A 21,644-nucleotide genomic window follows, 5' to 3' on the forward strand; every position below is an offset into this window, starting at 1 on the left:
CTACGAGTCCAACGACCGCCATGCCATCGGAAGCGAAGGGCGCGACCTCCTCGGCGGGTCCCCTGCCCAGGCTGCTGATAATCGACGACGATGCCGACATCGTCGCCTTGTTGTCGCGATACTTCGGCGCGAACGGTTATCGGGTGATCGGTGCTTCGAGCGCGGCCCGGGCGCGTGCGTTGATCGTTTCGGAGACGGTCGAGCTGATCTTGCTGGATCTGGGGCTTCCGGACGAGGACGGCCTGTCGCTTCTACGGCACCTGCAGACCGAGTGGCGAGGGCCGGTCATCGTGATCACCGGGCGCGGCGAGGCGGTCGAACGCGTCGTGGGGCTGGAACTCGGTGCCGACGACTATGTGACCAAGCCGTTCGACCTGCGCGAGCTGCTGGCGCGAACCAGGTCGGTGTTGCGCCGCTCCACCACCCGGGCGTCAGCGATGGCGACAGCCGCCGGACTGGCTTTCGAAGGGTTTCGCCTGGATCTGGGGGCAAGACGCCTGACCGATGCCGCCGGGGCCGAGGTGGTTTTGACGACCGGCGAATTCGAGTTGCTCAAGGCATTGCTGGAAAGACCCCGGCAGGTGCTCAGCCGCGACGAGCTCATGACCCGAGTGCACGGTCGGCAGGCCGGCCCGTTCGACCGCAGCATCGATGTGAGCATCGGCCGGCTGCGGCGCAAGATCGAACACGATCCCGCCGAGCCGCGATTGATACGCTCGGTGCGTGGGGCCGGCTATCTGTTCGCGGCCGAGGTTCGCAACGCATGAGCGAAAGCACGCTGTTTCCGGGCTTATTCGAAGCCGTTCCGGACGCGCTCATCGTCGTCGACGGCGACGGGCGGATCGTGCAGGCCAACGCGCAGGCCGAGCGCCTGTTCGGGTATCCACAAGGCGACCTGGAACAGGTCGCCATCGAGCAGCTCATTCCTGCGTCCGCGCGCGATCGCCATCGCGATCACCGTGCGCGTTACATGAGGCAACCGCACGTACGACCGATGGGGGTGACCGGTCAGAGCCTGATCGGTCAGCGGCTCGACGGTGCGCAGTTTCCGGTGGAGATCGCGCTCAGTCCGATCGACAGCGGCCAGGGGCCGCGTTACTTGGCATCGGTGCGCGACATCTCCGAGACGCAACGGGCCCGCCAGGCCCTGGTACGCGCCCGCTACGATGCGCTGGCCGCGCGAATCGGCCAACTTGCGCTCGAGGCTCAGGACGAGTCCGCAGTGGTCGACCACGTCCCGGCGCTGTTGGCGGCCGCGCTCGATACCCCGGTGGTCGCGGTCGTGTTCGTCGCCGACGATCGTCAGAGCGTAGCGACACGGGCCTCGATCGGGCTCGATGAAGCCGCCGCGGCTTCGCGCTCGCCGATCGGTTTCGACCGCGAAGCGCTGCTCGCACGCATAGCCGAGGGCGAGACTCTGGTCGTCGAGGACCTCGCCGACGATGCCGGCGGCCGCTTTCCGCTGGTCGCGGCGGGCTCGGGCAGCGCGGCCTTGCTGCCGCTGTCGGACCGCGGGCGTCCGATGGGCGCGCTGCTGGTGGTGTCGTCGCAGCCGCGCCACTTCGACCACGACGCGCTGCACTTGCTGCAATCGGTGGCCAACCTGATCGCGGCTTTCGTGCAACGGCGGCGTACCGAAGAACAATTGGCCCATTCGCAACGGCTCGACGCGATCGGTCAGCTGACCGGAGGCATCGCTCACGATTTCAACAACCTGTTGACGGTCTTGTCCGGCAGCCTGCAACTGCTGGAGATGGAGTGCGAGCAGAAGCCGGAGGCCAGCGAGCTGATCGCCAGCGCCTTGCGTTCGGTAGGCCGGGGCGCGGAACTCACCGGAAAGTTGTTGGCTTTTGCGCGTCGGCAGCGACTGATGCCGCAAGCCGTCGCCGTGCCGGCGCTGCTGCGCGACGTCGAAACGATGTTGCAACGCACTCTGGGCGACAGCGTGCGCCTGTACGTGCGTTGCGAGGACGATCTGCCGCCGGCCTACGTCGATCCGACCCAACTGGACGCGGCGCTGGTCAACCTGTCCCTGAATGCTCGCGACGCCATGCCGCGCGGCGGCGAGATCACCGTCGAGGCAGGCGTGCACCAGGTCGGGGATCATGCCGGCGACGGAGAACTCGCTGCCGGCCGCTATGTGCGCATCAGCGTGACCGATACCGGGCGCGGCATGGCGCCGGAAATCCTGGCCCGCGCGATGGAGCCGTTCTTCACCACCAAGGAAGCCGGGCGGGGCAGCGGGCTGGGACTCAGCATGGCCTACGGTTTCGCCAAGCAGAGCGGCGGTCATCTGCGCATCGACAGCACCCTGGGCTACGGCACTCGCGTGGCGTTGTTTCTTCCGGCCGCAAAGGCGCTCGCTGCGGCCGCCTCGACGGTCGCGGCGACCCGCGCCCAAGGCAAGGGAGAGACCGTGCTGGTCGTCGAGGACGACGGGGCGGTGCGCAATATCGCAGTGGCGTTCCTGCGTTCTTCCGGCTATCGGGTGCTGGCGGTCGCAAGCGCCGAAGCTGCGCTGCAGCACTTGTCGGACGACGAATCGATCGCGTTGTTGTTCAGCGATGTCATGCTCGGCGAAGGCATGAACGGCAAGGAACTGGCCATCGCCGCGCGGGGGTTGCGGCCGCGGTTGCCGATATTGCTGACCTCGGGCTACGAAACCGACGCTGCCGCCGAGCCAGCGACGACGGCGGAAGCCTTCGAGTTGCTGCGAAAGCCTTACCGGCGCGAGCAATTGGCCGCGGCGGTCGCGCGGGCGCTGGATCCGCTGGCCGATGAGCGTGCCGCGCCTCAGTGATAGGCCGTGTCGTTGCGCAGTACGCTCTGCAGGCCGTTACGGTTCTTGATGCAAATCTCCCGCCCGGCGACGCCGATCAGGCCCCGGGCCTGCAGCCGCGAAAGCACGCGGGTGACGGTTTCCAGGGTCAGCGACAGGAAATTACCGAGTTCGGCGCGCGTCATGCGCAGTTGCAGGCGGTTCGGGCTGAACCCCAATAGTTCGAGGCGCGAGGCCAGGTCGAACAGGAAGGTAACGACGCGTTGCTCGGCGCCGAGCGTGCCCAGGGTCAGCATCCAGCTCCAGTCGCGACGGATCTCGCCGGCGAGCAGCGCGGTGACGCGTTCCTGGAATTGCGGCAGTTCGTCGCGCAGCCGGGCATACGGCAACTCCCAGAGCTCCCCGGTGTCCAGCGCCATGACGTCGCAGGCGTAGGTCGGCATGTCCAGGGCATCCAGGCCGAGCAGGTCGCCGCGCATGCGGAATCCGGTGATCTTCTCGCGACCGTCTTCGCTGACCACGGCGGTCTTGAAGAAGCCGGCATGCACCAGATACAGGGCGTGCCGGGCTTGTCCCGCGCGGAATACGTACTGTTTCGCGCAGACCCGGCGGCGCTGCAAGGGCCAAGCCTGCAACAACCGCTCCAGGCTGTGGGTCTCGTGGGCGCGTCCGCTCGAGGATGCGCCGAAGCAGGTCTCGCTGGACGGCTCTGAGCGTTGGAGGGTATCGAGCAACATGGCGGCATTCCGCGACGGGGTTGAGGCAAGGCTAGCCATGCCGGCGTGCCGGACGATTCCAAACCGGTAACCGCCGGTAACGTTTTGTAACAGCCCCTTTCCGTCCCGGCGATTCGCGAGCGCGGCGAAGCGGCAAGCTTGATCCCGGTCAAGGCGGAGCTGCCCGGCGAGGGCACAGTGACAGCGCAGACCATCCGGCATCGAGCCGTCAGGAACCGCCTTGACCCTTCTCACGCGATTCACCGACCCGCATGCGGTCGACCTCTGGGACAGCCGCTTCCGCTGGCGCAGCGGCGATCGGCTATGCGATCGGACCATCGATGCGACCTGGCAAAGGGTCGCCCAGGCGCTCGCCGCGACCGAAGGCAATGGCGGCGCTTACTGGTGCAGCCGTTACGCGTTCGCGTTCGGAAGTTGGCAGATACTGCCGGACCCTCGGCTGCTGCGCTACGCAGGCACCGACACGCCGGTTCCGCCTTTGAACGAACCGCAGGCGGTGGTCAACGCAGGGGTCTTCGTCTCCGATCCGCACACGCGCCAGGCCCGTTTCGATCACAAGCGCTTCGGTGCGGCCGCCGCCCTGGCGGTGCGCATGCTCGACGATGCGGCGATGGCCTATGGCCCCGGCGACGATCAGCCGCTGCGGCTCTGCATCGGCATGATAGGGGTCGGCGATGCACTGGACCGTCTCGGTCTGGCGTACACCTCGGGCCGCTCTCCCGCCGTAGCGCAAGCGATCGCGCGGAGTCTGGCGTTCGGCTGCCTGCACGGCGCGCTGCAATTGGCCGAGGAGCGCGGCAGCCCAGCCGGCGGCGTCGGGCTTGCCGGGCTATGGATGTATCGGGGCTTGCCGGCGTCGCTGGCGGAAGCGGCAGCGCGAAACCTGCGCTATGAATCCCTGACCCGGGTCGAGTCGCACCCGGAACTGGCCTGCCTGGCCAACGGTGCGAGCGATGCATTGGAACCGGCACGGACTGCGGAGACGACCGCACTGGAACGCGAAGGATCGGGGCTGCAACTGGCCGCGCGTGCGATTCGCGCTGCCGTCCAGCCGTGGATCGACGCGCCGGTCTGCGTATCGACAGGAGCCCGTGGGGCGGTCCAGGCCGTCGGCTGAGCGAAGGTTCCGCGCGGATGCTGCGGGACACGCCGCGGGAGGGGCGTCAGAACCTTCGCCACAATTTCCGTAGCAATGCGGCCGATCGATGGCGCAGGCGCGCAAGCACAGTGCGTTCGTCCGGTGCCGCGGCGGCGGATGGACGCTGCTCGACTGCGTCCACCGGCGCCGGCGCCGCGGCCGGAGCGGTTTCGGGGCCGAGCAGGGTGGCCGCGACATCGTCTTCGATCCATCGTAACTGGAGCCGCAGCGCCGCTTCGAGATCGGCGGATTCCGAAGAAGGCGGATCAACGCGATGCATGGCGGACGCCTGAGAAGGACGGGCGGTGGACACCCGCAAGGCCGGCCATGTCAGTGCCCGAACAGAACGGGAAGGTCGGACGCGATCAGCAACTCGCGCGTGACGCCGCCCAGCGCCCACTCGCGCAAGCGCGAATGCCCGTAACCGCCCGCTACCAGCAGATCCGCACGCATTTCGCGCGAGTAATACAGCAGCGCGGTGGCGACGGTCTGCCCGAGGGCCGGCCGTGCGAGGCGCGAAGCCCTGATTCCATGGCGTCCCAGATGCTCGACGATCCGGCGTGCGGACGGCTCGATATCCTGGCCATCGTCGGTTTCCACCGTCAGCACCTCCACGGTTTCGGCGGCCGCCAACAGTGGCAGTGCATCGTGGACGGCGCGCGTGGTTTCGCGGGTAGGTTGCCAGGCGATCACCACGCGGCGCGGCGGCACGGTTAGGACGCAGCGCGGCGGAACCACCAGTACCGGCCGCCCGGATTCGAGCAGGAGGGCGACGAAATAGTCGTGCGGCACGATCGACTCGACCGTATCGCCGACGGCGCCAGCGACGATCGTGAGGTCGGCGTCGTAGGCCTGCTTGGCGGCCAAGCGAGGCGCCTCGGAGTACAGGGCTTCCATCAGCAGGGCTTCCGCCGAAGCGCATTCGGACGCCAGCCGCAGTTTGAGCTTCGCGAGGTTGAGTTGGCCGCGTTCTCGCAAGACCGCGTGGAGATCGGCGGTTGCCGCGTCGGGCGTCAGCCCCCAAGGATGGGTCATCGGCATGGGCAAGTCGACCATTTCCAGCGCCGTCAGGTGGGCGTCGCTCGATTTCGCCAGCGCCATGGCCAAGGTCAACGCATCGGCGTCGCCGTCGCTGCCGGTCATCGGGATCATCAGGTCCTTGTACATGAGCATTCTCCGCAGCCGCGATCGGCGTCGCCCTCATTCCAATCCGGCGCAGAGCGCGCGTATTGATCTGGGTCAACGCTCGGCGTCGGGACGCGCGGCGTGACACCTGGATAACCCGCATAGGCCGTGCAGGCCGGACTGCGGCGATGCGGCAGGCACTTGATCTGGATCAAGCCGGCCGGTCGCCGGCTTGGGCGTAATGGCCTCGGGTTTTATCCGGAGTCGCCCATGAACAGCGAGCGGTTGCGCAAATACGTCCTGGAAGAATTGGCTTTCGACCCGCGGGTCGACGCATCGGGCATCGGAGTGAGCGTCGACGAACGCATCGTCAAGTTGACCGGGCATGTCCACAGTCTCGCCGACAAGATCGCGGTTGCCGAGGCGGTCGAGCGGGTCAAGGGCGTGCGCGGGGTGGTGCTCGACCTCGAAGTGCGCAGCCCGCCCGATTCGCATGTTTCCGACGAGGTGCTGGCCAAGCGCGCCGCCGACGTGCTGGAGTGGGATACCACTCTGCCCAGGGGCGCGGTCAAGGTGGCCGTCGACCAGGGCTGCCTGACTTTGACCGGCACCGTCGATTGGCAGTTCCAGCGCAGCGAGATTGAGAACGACCTGCGTTGCCTCGCCGGTGTCATCAATATCGACAACAAGATCGCGATCCGTAGCATCTCCTGCAAGCAGGACGTCAAACGTTCGATCAAGGACGCGATGCACCGGCGCGCCGACGTGCAAGCCTCGAACATACGCGTCGACGTCGACGAGACCGGCAAGGTGACCCTCAAGGGCAAGGTCGAGGATTGGCAGGCGCGCAACACCGTCGAAGACGCGGCCTGGCTGGTCGCCGGAGTCAAGGACGTAGACAACCGAGTGCGCGTGCGGTGACCGAGTCCGGCCCGCCGCGGGCATCCGTGCACGGGCCGCAGGCGCCGTCGCGGCCCACGCGCACGCTGCTGCGCCGCATCGCCGCGACCATCGCGGCGAAGCTGGCGCTGTTGGTCGTGCTGTATCTGCTGTTTTTCTCGCCGTCGCACCGCCCGCATATCGACGATGCCGCGGTCGACCAACGCCTGTTACCCACTAGGTGAACCGCCATGCCGGACTTACACGTCGTCGATCTGTCCCGATTGCAATTCGCGCTGACCGCGCTGTACCACTTCCTGTTCGTGCCGCTGACCATCGGTTTGGCCCTGATCATCGCGATCATGGAAAGCGTGTACGTAATGACCGATCGGGTGATCTGGAAGCAGATGACCCGCTTCTGGGGCATGTTGTTCGGCATCAACTTCGCCATGGGCGTCGCCACCGGCATCACCATGGAGTTTCAGTTCGGCACCAACTGGGCCTATTACTCGCACTACGTCGGCGACATATTCGGCGCGCCGCTTGCGATAGAGGGCCTGATGGCCTTCTTCCTGGAAAGCACCTTCGTCGGCCTGTTCTTCTTCGGCTGGGACCGACTTGGCAAGTTGCAGCACCTGACCGTCACCTGGCTGACCGCGCTGGGCGCCAACCTCTCGGCCTTGTGGATACTGATCGCCAACGGATGGATGCAGAACCCGGTCGGGTCGGAGTTCAATTTCCAGACCATGCGTATGGAGATCACCGACTTCGCCGCGGTGGTGTTCAATCCGGTTGCCCAGGCCAAGTTCGTGCATACCGTCAGCGCCGGCTATGTGACCGGCGCGATGTTCGTCCTGTCGATCAGCGCCTGGTATCTGCTGCGGGGGCGCAACGTCGAGATCGCGCGCCGTTCGATGGTGGTGGCCGCCAGCTTCGGCTTGGCCGCGTCGTTGTCGGTGGCGGTGCTCGGCGACGAAAGCGGGTACACGGCTTCCGAAAACCAGAAGATGAAAGTCGCAGCGATCGAGGCGGAATGGAGGACTCATCCGGCGCCGGCCGCATTCACGGTGTTCGGCTTGCCCGATATGGAGCGCCGCGAGACCGCGCACGCGGTGCGTATTCCATGGGCGCTGGGCCTGATCGCGACGCGATCGCTGGACAAGGAAGTTCCCGGAATTCACGAGTTGGTCGAGGGCAATCGCCAGCGCATTCGCAGTGGCATCGCCGCATACGCGGCCCTGCGCGAGCTGCGCGCCGACCGGGACGACCCGGCCAAGGCCGCCGCTTTTCTGGCGCTGCGCGAGGATCTGGGCTTCGGCCTGTTGACCCTGCGCTACGTCGCCGATCCGGCGCTGGCCGACGAGGCCGTCATCGAGCGGGCGGCCTGGAGCACGGTACCGAATGTGCCGGTGCTGTTTTGGTCGTTCCGGATCATGGTCGGCCTGGGCATCTTTTTCATCGCGCTGTTCGCTGGTGCTTTCTATCTGTCGGCGCGTGGACGGCTGGAACGGCCGCTGTTCCTGCGGGTGGCCTTGTGGAGCCTGCCGCTGCCGTGGGTCGCGGCCGAACTGGGCTGGATCGTCGCCGAGTACGGCCGCCAGCCATGGGCGATCGACGGTGTGCTGCCGACCTTCCTCGGCGTGTCCTCGACCAGCTCCACGCAAGTGCTCGCGAGCTTGGTCGGATTCGTCGTGCTCTATACAGGTCTGGCCGTAGTCGACGTGATGCTGATGCTGCGGGCGATCCGTTCCGGGCCCGACCAACTGAGGTTCTGGCCGGCGTCGCGCGAGGCCGCCGAACGCCGTCTGCCGCTGAGGACTGCGCCATGATCGACCTGATCGACTACTCGCTACTGCGCGAGATCTGGTGGGTGCTGCTCGGCGTGCTGTTGATCGGCTTTGCCGTGACCGACGGCTACGACCTGGGCCTGGGCGCGATCCTGCGTTTGATCGGTCGCGACGACGTCGAGCGGCGCATGGCGCTGGAATCGATCGAGCCCAACTGGGAAGGCAACCAAGTCTGGTTCGTTCTCGGCGGCGGCGCCGTGTTCGCCGCCTGGCCGTTGCTGTATGCCGCGTCGTTCTCGTCCTTTTATTTCGCCATGCTGCTGCTGTTGGTGGCCTTGATTCTGCGGCCGGTGGGCTTCGCCTTCCGCAACCGCCTGCCGCAGGCGAGATGGCGCGAAGCCTGGGACTGGGCGCTGACCATTGCCGGCGCGGTGCCGTCGCTGGTGTTCGGCGTCGCGTTCGGCAATCTGCTGCTCGGCGTGCCGTTCCATTTCACCCCGGAACTGCTGCCGATCTACGACGGCGACTTCATCGGCCTGTTCCGGCCCTTCGCGCTGCTGGCCGGCCTGATCAGCCTGGCCATGCTGGTGATGCATGGCGCGTGTTTCGCTGCCATGCGGGTCGAAGACCCGGTCGGCGCCCGCGCCAGGCGGATTGCGCGCATCGCCGCGGCCGTGGCCGCGGCGGCCTTCGTTGGGGCAGGCGTGTGGCTGCGTTTCCTGCCGGCGCCGGCCATCGTCGGCGGCATGCGCGTGGATGCGCCGTCGGATCCTCTGATCAAGCACGTGCTTATGATCGATGGCGGGTGGTACGCGAACTATGCCCTGAATCCCTGGATGAGCGCGGTGCCGGTGGCGACGGTGGCGGCATTGATCGCCGTGGTGCTGGTCGGCAAACGATGGATGGCTTTCCTGGCCAGCGGAACTGCCGTGGCCGGCATCGTCCTGACCGCGGGCCTGGCGATGTTTCCGTTCCTGATGCCTTCTGCGACGGATCCGAGGCACGGTCTGACCGTCTGGGACGCTTCGTCGAGCGAACGCACGCTCGGCATCATGCTGGTCGCCGCGGCGATCTTCCTGCCGCTGATCCTTGCGTACACCGGCTGGGCTTTCCGGGTCATGCGCGGCACGGTGACGCGCGCCCATGTGGAATCGCAAGACGACGCCGGAGGCGCCTACTGATGTGGTACTTCGCCTGGATATTGGGCCTTGCGCTGGCCTGCAGTTTTGGTGTGCTCAACGCCATGTGGTTCGAGTTGCGCAGCGACGAAGAGCGCGATCGCCGCGAAGTGCTGGAGGACGACTGATGGCGCGCGCCGTCTCGCTGCTGCTGGCATCGGCCCTGTCCTTGGGCTTGTTATTCCTGCCGGCGATGCGCGGCGGGGAGATGACGACGGCTGCGCACGGTTGGCTGAGCCCGCTGATGCTGTCGATCTGTGCGGGCTTCGTCCATGGCGTGGGCTACCGGCCCGTGCGGCCTTGGGCGAGGGCGTTGCTGCACCCGTTGCTGTTGTGGCCGGCGATGGCGGGGCTGGCGGTGATGTGGGCACGCAGTTTCTAGGCGAACCGCGGCGGCCCGGCCCAGCCGCTGGCGGTCGGCCCGGCCTGTCCGACTGCGGCCGGGCCGACAGCCGGCGCTTGCGTTGATCTCGATCAAGACGCTGGGCGAGCGTCGGTCGGATCCTGGCGGCATCCAAACCTCGAGGAGAAACGTTATGCGTATCCTGATCGCGGTCGATGGCAGCGACGCCGCGCTGCGCGCGGTCCGCCATGCGATAAGACTCGCGGGCGATCTCAAAGAACCGCCCGAGATGCACTTGCTGTATGCCGATGAGCCGCTCATGCGCAGCGTCGCGCTCAGCCTCGGGTTGCAGGGCGCTGCCCGTTACCACACCGACAACGGCAAAGGGGCGACCCAAAAGGCCAGGGCCATGCTCAAGCGGGCCAAGGCCGCTTGCGAAGAGCATCTGGTGGTCGGCGATCCGGCGGCCACCATTCTCAAGTTCGCCAAGGCCAACCGATGCGACCTGGTGATCATGGGGTCGCACGGCCGTTCGGCGCTGAAGAGTCTGTTTCTCGGTTCGGTGACCAGCAAAGTGCTGGTCAGTTGCTCGGTGCCATTGACCATCGTGCGCTGACCGCCCGGCGGCAACGCTCGCGCTGCAGCGACACTACGAGGAGTCCTCGCGCATGTGGGAGACGCTGACCGCCAGCCAGGACCTCGCCCGCTTGCACGGCTTGGTCGCCATCCTGGCGCGATACGGGTTCGGCGATCTGGCGCGCCGGCTGGGGCTTGCGCAGACGCTCGCGCGTGCGGGCAAGGTTTTGCCGCTCGCGCACCTCGAGGAGTTGGTGGCCCTGCCTCCGCATGTGCGGGTGCGCTGCGCGCTCGAGGAAATGGGGCCGACGTTCGTCAAGCTCGGCCAAGTCCTGGCGACGCGAGTGGACCTCTTTCCTCCGCAATGGATCGCCGAGTTCAGCCGTCTGCAAAGCGCTGTCCCGCCGGTGCCTTTTGAGGCGATCCGCTCGGAGATGTCGGCGGCGCTGGGCCACGTCCCAGAGGCGGCATTTGCCTGGCTCGATCCTTCGCCGTTAGCGGCGGCGTCGATCGCCCAGGTACACCGGGCACGCTTGCCCGACGGACGAGAGGTCGTCGTCAAGGTTCGGCGTCCCGATATCCGACCGCTCATCGAGGCCGACTTGCGGCTGTTGCAATACGCGGCAAGCAAGATCGAAGCGAAATTCCCGGATATGCGCCGCTACCATCCGGTCGGCATGGTGCGGCAGTTCCACGCATCGCTGCAGGGGGAACTCGATCTCGCCGCCGAATGCCGGCATGCCGAGCGTATCGCGGCCAATCTTTCCGGCGACGAACGCCTGGTCGTTCCGGCGGTGCATTGGCTCTGTACCAGCGAACGGATGAACGTGCAGGACTTCGTCGACGGTATTGCCGTAGCCGACTTGGCCGCACTGGATGCCGCCCGACTGGATCGCGCTCGGGTGGCGCGCACCGGCGCGCAGATCGTTTTGAAAATGATGCTCGACGACGGTTTCTTCCATGCCGATCCGCATCCGGGCAACGTGTTCGTGTTGCGCGACGGGCGCATCGCCCTGATAGATTTCGGCATGGTGGGGCGACTGTCGCCAGCGCGCCGCGCGGAGGTGGTGAGCCTGTTGTTCGGATTGGTCGAACGCGCCCCCGAACGCGTCACCGAGGTATTGCTCGACTGGACCGGGCGGGCCGATGTGGACGAAGCGCAACTGGCCATCGACATCGATGCGTTCATCGACCGCTATCACGGAGTCCCGCTCGGGCAGCTCGACCTGGCGGCGATGCTGCTCGAAGTGGTGAGTTTGCTTCGATCGCATCGTTTGGCCTTGCCTTCCGACCTGGCTCTGTTGATCAAGGTCTGCCTTACCTTGGAGGGAATGGGGCGCAGCCTCGATCCGAAATTCGACATGGCGCTTCAGGCGCGGCCCTTCCTGCGCCGCGCCATGACGGCACGGTTCCGTCCTCGCCGGGTCGTGCGGCGCGGCGTGCAGTCGCTGGCGGACACCGTCGAGGTGCTGGCGACGTTGCCTCAGGATCTTCGGCGCGCGCTGCGTGCGATGCGTACGGGCGGGGCGCGGCTGCATATCGGGATGGACGAGCTGCGCGACTTCGGCAGCCAGATGGCGCATTCGGCCAATCGCCTGGCGGGCAGCATGGTCATCGCCGCGCTGATCGTCGGTTCGTCCATCGCGATGACGGTCGAGGGCGGTCCCACACTGTTCGGTCTGCCTTTGTTCGGATTGGTCGGTTTTGCCGGAGCTTCGCTCGCCGGCATTTGGCTCCTGCTTTCGATATTCCGTAGCGGCGGCGGGCGCTAGCGTCTGTTCGGCCCACCGTGTCGGTAGCGAAGCGCGGCGCGGCAGCCTGCCGGCGAGCGTGGGATCGGTTGCGCATGCCTCCGGTTTGATCTGGGTCAGCCCTCACCGATGACGGCGGACCTAGCCTGTGACGACGGTTCGCAAGTCGTTCCATTGCAGGGCCGATCCCGCTCCACCACGGCCACCCGGGAGTATCGATCATGAACCGACTATTGCTTCCCGTGTTGGCGGCTTCGCTGACCGGCTGCGTATCGCAGATCTTCCTCGACGGCGGCCCCCGCGGCGAGGAGCACATTGCGGGCACTACGGTCGAGAAGCGCGTATATGCCGTATCCAGCGAAGTGTGCGGTCGGCGGGAGCCCGTCCTGCCGTACCAAGTGGTCGAACGAGGCCGCGATGGTTGGGTGCGGTTGTGCGCTCAGGTGGAAGGTTTCGCGTTCCGGCCCGGTAACGATTATGTCCTGCAGGTCACCGAACATCAGGCGGCGGGCGATGCCTCGCTCGTCCGCCTGATACTGAAAAGCGTGATCGAACAGCGCCCGCATGCGCGGAACTGACCAGGCCACGCGAGTGGAGCAGGGGGCATGCCGAACGGCGTTCATTGCCCGCGCGTGCCCCTGTATTGATCGAGATCAATGCCGGTTCGCGCCACCGCTCTAGGGTGGGACCGGGCTTTCTCGGAACTCCGGCATGCGATCGACCCAACGCGACGAGCGCCCCGACTTCGAGCCGCCGAGCGCCCGGCTGCCGGTGCGGCGAGCCGGTATCGACACCTATCGGCAGCCGGTCCTGTATCTGCACCGGGACTGCCTGGTGTCGCGCGCCGAGGGCTTCGCCGCGTTGACCCGGGTCAGCGTGCAATGCGGCGAGCGCGAAGTCGTCGCTCTGCTGAACATCGTTACCGGCGACTGGCTGGGCAAGGACGAGGCCGCGTTGTCCGATGCCGCCTGGCAAATGCTCGCGCCGGAGCCCGGTGCCATCGCCACCCTGGCCCATGCCGAACCGCCGGGGTCGGCGAGCGTGCTGCGCGCCAAGGTGTTCGGAAAGCGTTTGAACGAGGCCCAGTTCGAGGCGGTGCTGCGCGACACGCTCACCGCCAGATTGTCCGACATCGAGTTGGCGGCATTCGTGACGGTCTGCGCCGGCGACCGGCTGGATCTGGACGAATCGGTCGCGCTGACCCGCGCGATGGTCTCGGTGGGCGAGCGCATCGACTGGGGCGTGGGGCCGGTGCTGGACAAGCATTGCGTCGGCGGCCTGCCCGGCAACCGGACCACCCCGATCGTGGTGTCCATCGTCGCTGCGCTGGGCCATCGCATTCCGAAAACCTCGTCTCGGGCGATCACTTCGCCCGCCGGAACGGCCGATGTCATGGCCACCATGACCGTCGTCGATCTCGACATCGCGGCCCTGCGGGACGTGGTGAACCGCGAGGGCGGCTGCATGGCCTCCGGCGGAAAAATGCGCCTGAGCCCGGCCGACGACGTCCTGATTCAGATAGAGCGTCCCTTGGACCTGGACGGCGACGGCCAGATGGTCGCGAGCATCCTGTCCAAGAAGGCCGCGGCGGGTTCTACCCATGTATTGATCGACATCCCGGTGGGCGACACCGCCAAGGTGCGCACGATGGCCGCCGCCGATGCGATCGCCCGGCGCCTGGCCTTCGTCGGGGAAGCGCTCGGCTTGCGCATAGGCGTGCACATCTCCGACGGCCGCCAGCCGGTGGGGCGCGGCATCGGCCCGGCGCTCGAAGCGCACGATGTGCTGGAGGTGTTGCGCAACTCGCCGCAGGCGCCGAGCGACCTGCGCGAGCGCGCGCTCGACGTGGCCGGAGCGGTGCTCGAACTGCTGCCCGGCATCGCCCCCGGCAGCGGACGAAACCAGGCCGCGGGCGCGCTCGCTTCGGGCTCGGCGCTGAGGAAGTTCCTGGCGATCTGCAGCGCCCAGGGCGGCTTTCGCGAGCCCGAGCGGGCACGCTTCGTCGAGCCCTATATCGCGCGCTCCGACGGAGTGCTGGCATGCATCAACAATCGGCAACTGGCGCGTATCGCCAAGCTCGCCGGAGCGCCGCGCACCCCGGCCGCCGGCGTGGTCTGCACGCTGCGTCAGGGCGATACGATCCGACGCGGGATGCCGTTGTTCCTGGTCCATGCCGGCTCCAGGGGCGAGCTGGCTTATGCGCTGGATTACGCTGCGGCGCACCCGGACACCTTGAGCGTGCGGAGCCCGCCGTCATGAAGTCGGTGCTGCTGTCCTTTCCCGACGATGCCGGGCTGGCTGGTTCGGTGAGCCGAGAACTGCAGGCCAGGCTGGGGTCGCTCGAGTGGCGGCATTTCCCCGATGGCGAGTCGCTGCTCAGGATCGAGGAGACGCTCGCGGGCGCCGACGTGGTGGTCTTCGCCAGCCTCGACGGCGCGGATCGCAAGGCCCTGCCGTTGCGCTTCGTCGCCGACACCGCGCGAGAACTCGGCGCGCGCAGCGTCGGGCTGGCGGCGCCTTACCTGGCCTATATGCGCCAGGACGCGCGCTTCCGTCCCGGCGAAGCGATCGCCGCCCGGGTATTCGCCCGGTTCCTGGAGCAGAGCGTCGACTGGCTGGTGACGGTCGACCCTCACCTGCACCGCATCGCCGCGCTCGAGGACCTCTACCGGATTCCGGTCGCATGCGTGGAATCGGCGCCGGAGTTGGCCGAATGGATACGTCGCGAGGTTCGCGATCCGGTCCTGGTCGGTCCCGACGAAGAGAGCGCGCAATGGGTGGCGAACATCGCCGGCGCAGCGCGGATACCGTACCAAGTGCTGCACAAGCAACGTCGCGGCGACCGTCAGGTCGAGGTCAGCGCCCCCGATCCGGAGCGTTTGCGCAATGCGACGCCGGTGCTCGTGGACGACATCGTCTCGACCGGGCGGACCCTGATCGCGGCCGCCGAACATCTGCGGCGGCTCGGGCTGCCGCCGCCGGTGTGCGTGGTCATCCATCCGCTCTTCAGCGACAACGCGCATGAGCTGCTGAAGCGGGCCGGGGTGGAGCGCATTGTCAGCACCGACAGCATCCGCCATCCCAGCAACGGCATCGGCCTGACCCGACCGATCGCGCGCGCCATCGCCGGACAGTTGGCGAGGATCGAGAGAGGAACCGAGCCATGATCTATGACGCGACCCCGGACGAATGCGTCCTTGCCTGCGGCACCAGCGAAGCGCTGGACGCCCCGCTGCGGCGCCGAATCGAAGCCGAGGCGGCGGGACGGCGTGCGAACGATCGCGATTTCGCCCATTGGGCCGCAGGCTACGGCGCGATCGTCCACGACGCGCTGACCCAGGTAAGGGTTCGTGCGTTGATCGAGACCCTGGTCGGCCAGCGCATCCTGCCCGATGCGCAGACCGGCTATCGTCGCCTGGCGGCCGCCGACCGCATCGCCAGCGCCGCGATGTGGCTGGTCGTTCACATGACCTATGCCCGCAGCGTTCGCCTCGACGGCAGTCCGCTCGGCGCGGACGACTTCAAGCGCCACCCCGAAGGGCACACCGGCGGTTCGTTGAACATGGTGCCGGCCTATGCGGGCTATCTGGCGATCAATGCCCTGACCGGCGATACCCGCGCCTGGCTGATGGGCCAGGGGCACTGCGTCGCCGCCGTGGACGCGTTGAACCTGCTGAGCGGGAACATGACGCCCGAGCACGCCGGACGCTACGGGCTGGACGACCGCCGCCTGTCGGACTTCGTCGGCGATTTCTATGCCTACGGCGTCACCGCCGACGGCTATCCCAGCTCGCCGTTGGGCTCGCACGTCAACGCCTACACCGGCGGCAGCCTGCAGGAAGGCGGCTATCTCGGCTTCGCGGAACTGCACTACGTGCATGCGCCCTTGCCGGGCGAACGGCTGGTGGCGTTTCTCAGCGACGGCGCGTTCGAAGAGCAACGCGGCAGCGATTGGGCGCCGCGTTGGTGGCGTCCGCAGGACAGCGGGCTGGTCTCGCCGATCATGGTGCTCAACGGGCGGCGGATCGAGCAGCGCAGCCAGATCGCACAGGAAGGCGGCGAGCGCTGGCTGCACGCGCATCTGCGCCTCAACGGTTTTCAGCCGGTCGGACTGGATGGTCGCGACCCGGCCAGCATCGCCTGGGGCATCCACGAGATCGAGTTGCGCCAGCAGACCCGCATCGAGGCGTTCGCCTCCGCCGGGTTCGACACCGCCGCGCCGTTGCGCTACGGCATCGCGCAAGCGCCCAAGGGCTACGGCTTCCCCGGTGCCGGCAGCAACCGCGCGCACAACCTGCCGTTGCCGGGAAATCCGCATAGCGACCAGGCCTCGCGCGAGCTGTTCAACGCCGCCTGCGCGACACTGCACGTGGCGGAAGCGGAACTGCGCGAGGCGATCGGCGTTCTGGCCACCCACGGCCAGCAGCGGCGTCCGCTGGAGCGCGACCACGCCCTGGCCACGCGTCAGGTGCGTCCGCCGGCGTCGCCGACGCCGCGCTGGCGCGCGCGCGGAGAAACCCATTCGCCGATGGCGGCGCTGGACGAGCAGTTCGTCGCGATAGCCGCCGCCAACCCGGACCTGCGCGTGCGCGTCGGAAATCCCGACGAACTGCGCAGCAATCGCCTGGACCGCAGCCTGGACCTGCTCAAGCATCGGGTGCAATCGCCCGAGCCCGGCGTGGCCGAATCTCATGCCGGCAGCGTCATTACCGCGCTCAACGAAGAGGCGGTGGTGTGTGCGGCGCTGGCCAACAAGGGCGGCATCAACCTGGTGGTCACCTACGAAGCCTTCGCGGTGAAAATGCTCGGCGCGCTGCGGCAGGAGCTGACGTTCGCTCGCCAGTTGCGCCGCGCCGGTCGGGCCCCAGGCTGGCTGTCGGTTCCGCTGGTGCTGACCTCGCACACCTGGGAAAACGCCAAGAACGAGCAGTCGCACCAAGACCCGACCCTGGTCGAGGCCTTGTTGGGGGAAATGCAGGACTGCGTACGCATCGTGTTTCCACCGGACGCGAACTGCGCGTGCACGGCGCTGCAGGCGGCCTATGCCGATCACGGCAGGATCTTCGCCCTGGTCGTGCCGAAACGCGAAGTGCCGGTCGCACTGGATGCCGAGCAGGCGATGGCCTTGCAATACGACGGCGCTGCATTCCTGGAGCGATCGGTCGACGCGGAGATCGACCTGGTGGCCACCGGGGCCTATCAGTTGGCGGCCGCGGGCAGGGCCTGGCGCCGGCTGCGCTCGCGCGGCGTGGCGACGAACCTGATCTACCTCGCGGAGCCGGGACGGTTCAGGACCCCGCGCGACGAGGAAGAGGCGCAATACATACACGACGACGAGACCGTCAGGCGCTGGTTCGTCCCCGGTCGGCCCCGGGTGTTTCTCACCCACACGCGTCCGGAACCGTTCCTGGGCGCGTTGCGCAGGCTCGACGACGGCCCGGCGCTCACCGCCGCCCTGGGCTATCGCAATCGCGGCGGAACCTTCGACGTCGACGGCTTGATGTTCGCCAACCGCTGCACCTGGGCTCATGCGCTCCTGGCCGCGGGCACCCTGCTCAAGCGCAGCGCGGCGGCCTGGCTCGACGCGCAGGAATACGATGCCGCCCTGGGCCGGGGCGCGCCGGAGCACTTGTGCCGAGACGAGAGCGATGACTGAGCCGGGCGATCGCACCTTGTTGGTCGTCAACCTCGGCTCGTCCACGCTCAAGGCGGCGCGCTACGAGATGAGCGGCTCGTCGGCGGCTGGGTCGGCACGACTGTCGCGGCGGATCCAGATCGCATGGGCCGATCCCGATCCGAATTCGAATCCCAATCCCAATCCCGGCCTGGGCGCCGCGTTCGCCGAGGCGATCGACACCCTGGAATTGGCCGCCGCTCCGGCCTTGGTCGGGCACCGTATCGTCCATGGCGGCAATGCCGCACGGGCGCGTGTGCTCGATGCCGCTGAACGCGAGCGGTTGCGCGCCCTGTCCGGCCTGGCGCCCTTGCATCAGCCGGCCGCGCTGACGTTGGTGGACGCCGTCGCCGATCGTTGGCCCGGCGTCGAGCAATACGCGGCGTTCGATACCGTGTGGCACGCCAACCTTCCGGCAAACACCCGCCGGCTGGCCGTGCCGCGGGCCTGGGATGCACTCGGCCTCCGCCGGTACGGTTTCCACGGCCTGGCCTTCGCTTCGGCCATGCGCCAGATCCGCTCCGCGCATCCCTCGCTCGGCCGCGAGCGCGCGGTGTTGGCGCACCTGGGCAGCGGCTGCAGCCTTTGCGCGGTGCGCGATGGGCAAAGCATCGACACCACGATGGCCAGCACGCCGCTCGATGGCTTGCCGATGGCGACGCGCAGCGGCACGCTCGATCCCGGCGCGCTGCTCTATCTGCTGCGCAGCGGCGGCCTGACTGCCGACGCGGTCGAACGTGCGCTGTACCGCGACTGCGGTCTGCGCGGAATCTCGGGGCTCAGCGGCGACACGCGCGATCTGCTCGCCGCCGACAGCGTCGAGGCCGCCCTGGCCCTGGACATCTTCGCCTTGCGCACCGCGCAAGGCATCGCCGCCATGGCGACCCGGCTGGGCGGCATCGACCATCTGATATTTTCCGGCGGCATAGGCGCCAACGCGCCGTTGGTGCGCAGTTCGATCGCGGCTTACCTGGGATGGCTCGGCATCGGCCTGGCCGAGGCGGCCAATGTCCGCGGCGATGCGCGGCTCGAAAGCCCGCAGAGCCGGACGAAAGTGTGGCGCGTGGACGTGGACGAAGAAGCCGAGATCGCATCCGTGTGCGCGGTGGCGACCGCCTTGCCCTGGCCCTGAGCCTCAGCCGCTGCGCTGGCGGCTAAGGCGCATGCGGGCGAGCCCGTTGCGGCCGAGCTCGACCACTGCCAATCCGGCCAGCGGCATGAGCAAGGCCAGGCAGGACAGACCGAGCGGAGGCGGCGCGAAGCGGAACCAGGCGCCGGGCGCCTGGAAACGCGTGATCAACAACAGCAGGCTCAGCGCCGACACCACCAGGATCCAGAACGCCTTGCCGGTCGGGCCGAACCAGCGCGCATAGCCGAAGCCGCGGTTGACGACGATCAGCCCGAGGTTTCCCGAGATCAATGCGATGAAGGAGAGCGCCGCCAATTGCGGCGTCGGCAGGGCGCCACTGCGCCCGAGGAAGTAAACGGCCGCCACCGCCGCGAACACGACCATGCCCCGGCCCAGACTGCCCGACAGGGTCGGCAGGTCGAGCAAACGCCGCGAAGGCGGCCGGGGAGGCCGCTGCATGATCTGCGCCGATGCGGGCTCGCGCTCGAACACCAGCGCCGAGGCCGGGTCGATGATCAGCTCCAGGAACACCACGTGCAACGGCATCAGCATCATCGGCGCGGCGATGATCAGCGGCAGCAGCGCCAGGCCGGTGATCGGCACGTGCACGGCCAGGATGTAGCGGATGGCGCGCAGGATATTGTCGTAGATCAGGCGCCCCTGGCGCACCGCTTCGACCACGGTGACGAAGTCGTCGTCGAGCAGGACGATGGACGCCGCCTCGCGGGCGACATCGGTGCCGCGCTTGCCCATCGCGATGCCGACGTGGGCGGCCATCAACGCCGGCGCGTCGTTGACGCCGTCGCCGGTCATCGCCACCACCTCGCGGTTCCGCTTCAATGCATCGATCAGGCGCAGTTTGTGATCCGGTTTCACCCGCGCGAACACATCGGTATCGCGCACGCGCTGGGCCAGGGTCTTCTCGTCGAGCGCTTCCAGCTCGCTCCCGAGCATGGCGGCGTCGGCCCGTCGCAGTCCGGCCTGCGTGGCGATCGTGCGGGCGGTATCGAGATGGTCGCCGGTCAGCATCACGACCCGTATGCCGGCCGCCTGGGCCTCGGCGACCGCGTCGCGAACGCCCGCTCGCAGCGGGTCCTCGAACCCGAGCAGGCCGCGCCACTCGAAGCGAAAGCCGTGAAGCGTGGACGGAAGCGAGGCAGGGCCGTCCTGCCAGACCGCCGAGGCCGCGGCGATGACGCGCAAGCCGCGGCGCGCCATGTCCGCGGCGAGTTGCATCACGGCCGATCGCTGTTCGCGGCTCAGCGCGCACAGCTCGGCAATGGTTTCCGGCGCGCCCTTGGCGGCGACCGCCAGGCCGGGTTCGTCGGGGAGCTGCCAGACGTGGGTCACCGCAGGCAGGTCTTTGGAAAGCGGGTATTCGCGGACGCGGTGCGTTCCCGTCCTCGGCGCGGTCGCGGCCGAACCGGCCACGGCGGCGCGGATGGCGAGGTCCATCGGGTCGAACGAGTGCTCCGAGCAGGCGCGGCCGGCGCAATCGAGCAGCGCCGCCAGCCTGGGGGAGAGTCGCGCCGTCGGGTTCGAGCGCTCGTCGCCCCGCGCCAGCTCGACCAGGGTCATCTGGTTGGTGGTCAGGGTGCCGGTTTTGTCCGTGCACAACACGGTCACCGACCCCAGGGCTTCGATCGCCGGCGCGCGCCGGATCAGGGCGTTACGGCGCGCCATGCGCCAGCTGCCCAAGGCGAGGAACACGGTAAGCACGACCGGGAATTCCTCGGGGATATTGGCCATGGCCAGGGTGATGCCGGCCAGCAGGCCTTGCAGCCAATCGCCGCGGGTCCAGCCGTACAGCAGCGCGACCAGCGCGCTGACGCTGAGGCCCAGTACCGCGAACACCAGCACCGCATAGCGGATTTCCCGCTGCATCGGCGTCGGCGGCGAGCGCAAGGTGTGCAGCGCTTCGCCTATCCGGCCCACCGCCGTGGCGATGCCGATGGCGGTCACGCGAGCGGCGGCATGCCCGCGCACCACCAGGGTGCCGGCATGGATGAGGTTCTTGTCCGGCTCGGCCGCCGCCGCGGCGCCACGTTGCACCGGCATCGATTCGCCGGTGAGCATGGACTCGTCGAGCATCAGGTCGCCGTCGTCCAGCACCCGCGCATCCGCCGGAACGCGGTCGCCCTCGGCGACCAGAATCACGTCGCCGACCACGAGCTGCGAGGACGGCACCGACCGGACCAGGCCGTCGCGGATCGCTCGCGCCTGCGGCGTGCTCAGCTCGCGCAGGGCCTGCAGCGCGCGTTCGGAGCGATAGTCCTGGTACGCGGTCAGGCCGATCACGAGCGCGACCGAAGCGGCCAGCGCTGAGGCTTCCTCGGCATCGCCCAACAGCAGGTAGACGGCCGAGGCGAAGATCAGCAGCAGGAGCATCGGCTCGCGCAACACGCCGGCCAGGATGCGCAGCCAGTTGCGACGGTCCGGTTCCGGCAGCCGGTTCGGCCCTCCGGCCTGCAGCCGGCGCGCGGCCTCTTCGCTCGACAGCCCTGTCGGGTGGGCGCGGGCCCCCTGGCTGGATTCCATATCGTTCGTC

The 21,644-nt window shown here is 68.0% G+C and carries 20 protein-coding genes; 16 read left to right on the forward strand and 4 right to left on the reverse strand.

The annotated features are described in order from the left end of the window. Window positions 1–20 precede the first annotated feature (20 nt). Together LC490_RS10205 and LC490_RS10210 are read left to right on the forward strand one after the other, a co-directional pair. Window positions 21–767 carry a response regulator gene (locus LC490_RS10205; protein ID WP_223620116.1) on the forward strand — a complete coding sequence of 249 codons (747 nt, stop codon included), beginning with the start codon at window positions 21–23 and terminating at the stop codon, window positions 765–767. Next, a complete protein-coding gene (locus LC490_RS10210; RefSeq protein ID WP_223620117.1) occupies window positions 764–2,800 on the forward strand; it encodes a PAS domain S-box protein in 2,037 nt (678 codons plus the stop codon). The genes LC490_RS10205 and LC490_RS10210 overlap by 4 nt, the downstream gene beginning before the upstream one ends. Here LC490_RS10210 and LC490_RS10215 read toward each other — a convergent pair. Continuing rightward, complete coding sequence (locus tag LC490_RS10215) at window positions 2,794–3,516, reverse strand: helix-turn-helix domain-containing protein (RefSeq protein WP_223620118.1); 723 nt, start codon at window positions 3,514–3,516, stop codon at window positions 2,794–2,796. The two genes, LC490_RS10210 and LC490_RS10215, sit on opposite strands and share 7 nt — an antisense overlap. Window positions 3,517–3,736: 220 nt before the next feature. On the opposite strand from LC490_RS10215, the gene LC490_RS10220 reads away from it, so the two are divergent. Then, the gene (locus LC490_RS10220; RefSeq protein WP_223620119.1) at window positions 3,737–4,633 is read left to right on the forward strand and encodes a hypothetical protein; all 897 of its coding nucleotides are present in this window, start codon (window positions 3,737–3,739) and stop codon (window positions 4,631–4,633) included. Between the two features lie 46 nt (window positions 4,634–4,679). Here the strand turns inward: LC490_RS10220 and LC490_RS10225 are convergent, their stop codons facing one another. Both LC490_RS10225 and LC490_RS10230 read right to left on the reverse strand, forming a co-directional pair. Next, on the reverse strand, window positions 4,680–4,967 hold the full coding sequence (locus tag LC490_RS10225; RefSeq protein WP_223620120.1) for a hypothetical protein: 288 nt from the start codon (window positions 4,965–4,967) through the stop codon (window positions 4,680–4,682). Between the two features lie 17 nt (window positions 4,968–4,984). Beyond that, complete coding sequence (locus LC490_RS10230) at window positions 4,985–5,821, reverse strand: universal stress protein (protein ID WP_223620121.1); 837 nt, start codon at window positions 5,819–5,821, stop codon at window positions 4,985–4,987. 228 nt (window positions 5,822–6,049) lie between these two features. Here LC490_RS10230 and LC490_RS10235 point away from each other — a divergent pair, with 228 nt between their 5' ends. The 13 genes from LC490_RS10235 to LC490_RS10295 all read left to right on the forward strand — a co-directional run bounded on the left by LC490_RS10235 (window position 6,050) and on the right by LC490_RS10295 (window position 19,099). Next, the gene (locus LC490_RS10235) at window positions 6,050–6,700 is read left to right on the forward strand and encodes a BON domain-containing protein (RefSeq protein ID WP_223620122.1); all 651 of its coding nucleotides are present in this window, start codon (window positions 6,050–6,052) and stop codon (window positions 6,698–6,700) included. Continuing rightward, window positions 6,697–6,903, forward strand: a complete 207-nt coding sequence (gene cydP, locus LC490_RS10240; protein WP_223620123.1) for a cytochrome oxidase putative small subunit CydP — start codon at window positions 6,697–6,699, stop codon at window positions 6,901–6,903. The genes LC490_RS10235 and cydP overlap by 4 nt, the downstream gene beginning before the upstream one ends. Before the next feature lie 6 nt (window positions 6,904–6,909). Continuing rightward, complete coding sequence (locus LC490_RS10245; RefSeq protein ID WP_223620124.1) at window positions 6,910–8,487, forward strand: cytochrome ubiquinol oxidase subunit I; 1,578 nt, start codon at window positions 6,910–6,912, stop codon at window positions 8,485–8,487. Further along, complete coding sequence (cydB, locus tag LC490_RS10250; protein WP_223620229.1) at window positions 8,487–9,626, forward strand: cytochrome d ubiquinol oxidase subunit II; 1,140 nt, start codon at window positions 8,487–8,489, stop codon at window positions 9,624–9,626. Before LC490_RS10245 ends, cydB begins: the two co-directional genes overlap by 1 nt. Next, window positions 9,626–9,751, forward strand: coding sequence for a cytochrome bd-I oxidase subunit CydX (cydX, locus tag LC490_RS10255; protein WP_082559664.1), 126 nt, complete (start codon window positions 9,626–9,628; stop codon window positions 9,749–9,751). The genes cydB and cydX overlap by 1 nt, the downstream gene beginning before the upstream one ends. Next, a complete protein-coding gene (locus LC490_RS10260; protein WP_223620125.1) occupies window positions 9,751–10,005 on the forward strand; it encodes a cyd operon YbgE family protein in 255 nt (84 codons plus the stop codon). Before cydX ends, LC490_RS10260 begins: the two co-directional genes overlap by 1 nt. A gap of 154 nt (window positions 10,006–10,159) precedes the next feature. Continuing rightward, window positions 10,160–10,582: a universal stress protein gene (locus tag LC490_RS10265; protein WP_223620126.1), complete on the forward strand. Its 423-nt coding sequence runs from the start codon at window positions 10,160–10,162 to the stop codon at window positions 10,580–10,582. Window positions 10,583–10,634: 52 nt separating this feature from the next. After that, window positions 10,635–12,314: an AarF/UbiB family protein gene (locus tag LC490_RS10270; protein ID WP_223620127.1), complete on the forward strand. Its 1,680-nt coding sequence runs from the start codon at window positions 10,635–10,637 to the stop codon at window positions 12,312–12,314. 200 nt (window positions 12,315–12,514) lie between these two features. Then, window positions 12,515–12,871 (forward strand): DUF4377 domain-containing protein, encoded by a 357-nt coding sequence (locus LC490_RS10275; RefSeq protein WP_223620128.1) that lies wholly within the window; start codon window positions 12,515–12,517, stop codon window positions 12,869–12,871. A 133-nt stretch (window positions 12,872–13,004) separates the two neighbouring features. Further along, window positions 13,005–14,552, forward strand: coding sequence for a thymidine phosphorylase family protein (locus LC490_RS10280; RefSeq protein WP_223620129.1), 1,548 nt, complete (start codon window positions 13,005–13,007; stop codon window positions 14,550–14,552). Next, window positions 14,549–15,460, forward strand: a complete 912-nt coding sequence (locus tag LC490_RS10285; RefSeq protein ID WP_223620130.1) for a ribose-phosphate pyrophosphokinase — start codon at window positions 14,549–14,551, stop codon at window positions 15,458–15,460. The genes LC490_RS10280 and LC490_RS10285 overlap by 4 nt, the downstream gene beginning before the upstream one ends. Then, window positions 15,457–17,949 carry a xylulose 5-phosphate 3-epimerase gene (locus tag LC490_RS10290; protein WP_223620131.1) on the forward strand — a complete coding sequence of 831 codons (2,493 nt, stop codon included), beginning with the start codon at window positions 15,457–15,459 and terminating at the stop codon, window positions 17,947–17,949. Before LC490_RS10285 ends, LC490_RS10290 begins: the two co-directional genes overlap by 4 nt. Continuing rightward, window positions 17,942–19,099, forward strand: coding sequence for a hypothetical protein (locus tag LC490_RS10295; protein ID WP_223620132.1), 1,158 nt, complete (start codon window positions 17,942–17,944; stop codon window positions 19,097–19,099). Before LC490_RS10290 ends, LC490_RS10295 begins: the two co-directional genes overlap by 8 nt. Window positions 19,100–19,102: 3 nt before the next feature. Here LC490_RS10295 and LC490_RS10300 read toward each other — a convergent pair whose 3' ends face one another. After that, entirely contained in the window at window positions 19,103–21,634 is a 2,532-nt protein-coding gene (locus LC490_RS10300; protein ID WP_223620133.1) for a cation-translocating P-type ATPase, read from the reverse strand. Between the last annotated feature and the right edge of the window lie 10 nt (window positions 21,635–21,644).

The sequence above is a fragment of the Lysobacter sp. ESA13C genome, assembly GCF_019970005.1.
Lineage (GTDB): Bacteria > Pseudomonadota > Gammaproteobacteria > Xanthomonadales > Xanthomonadaceae > Lysobacter > Lysobacter antibioticus_B.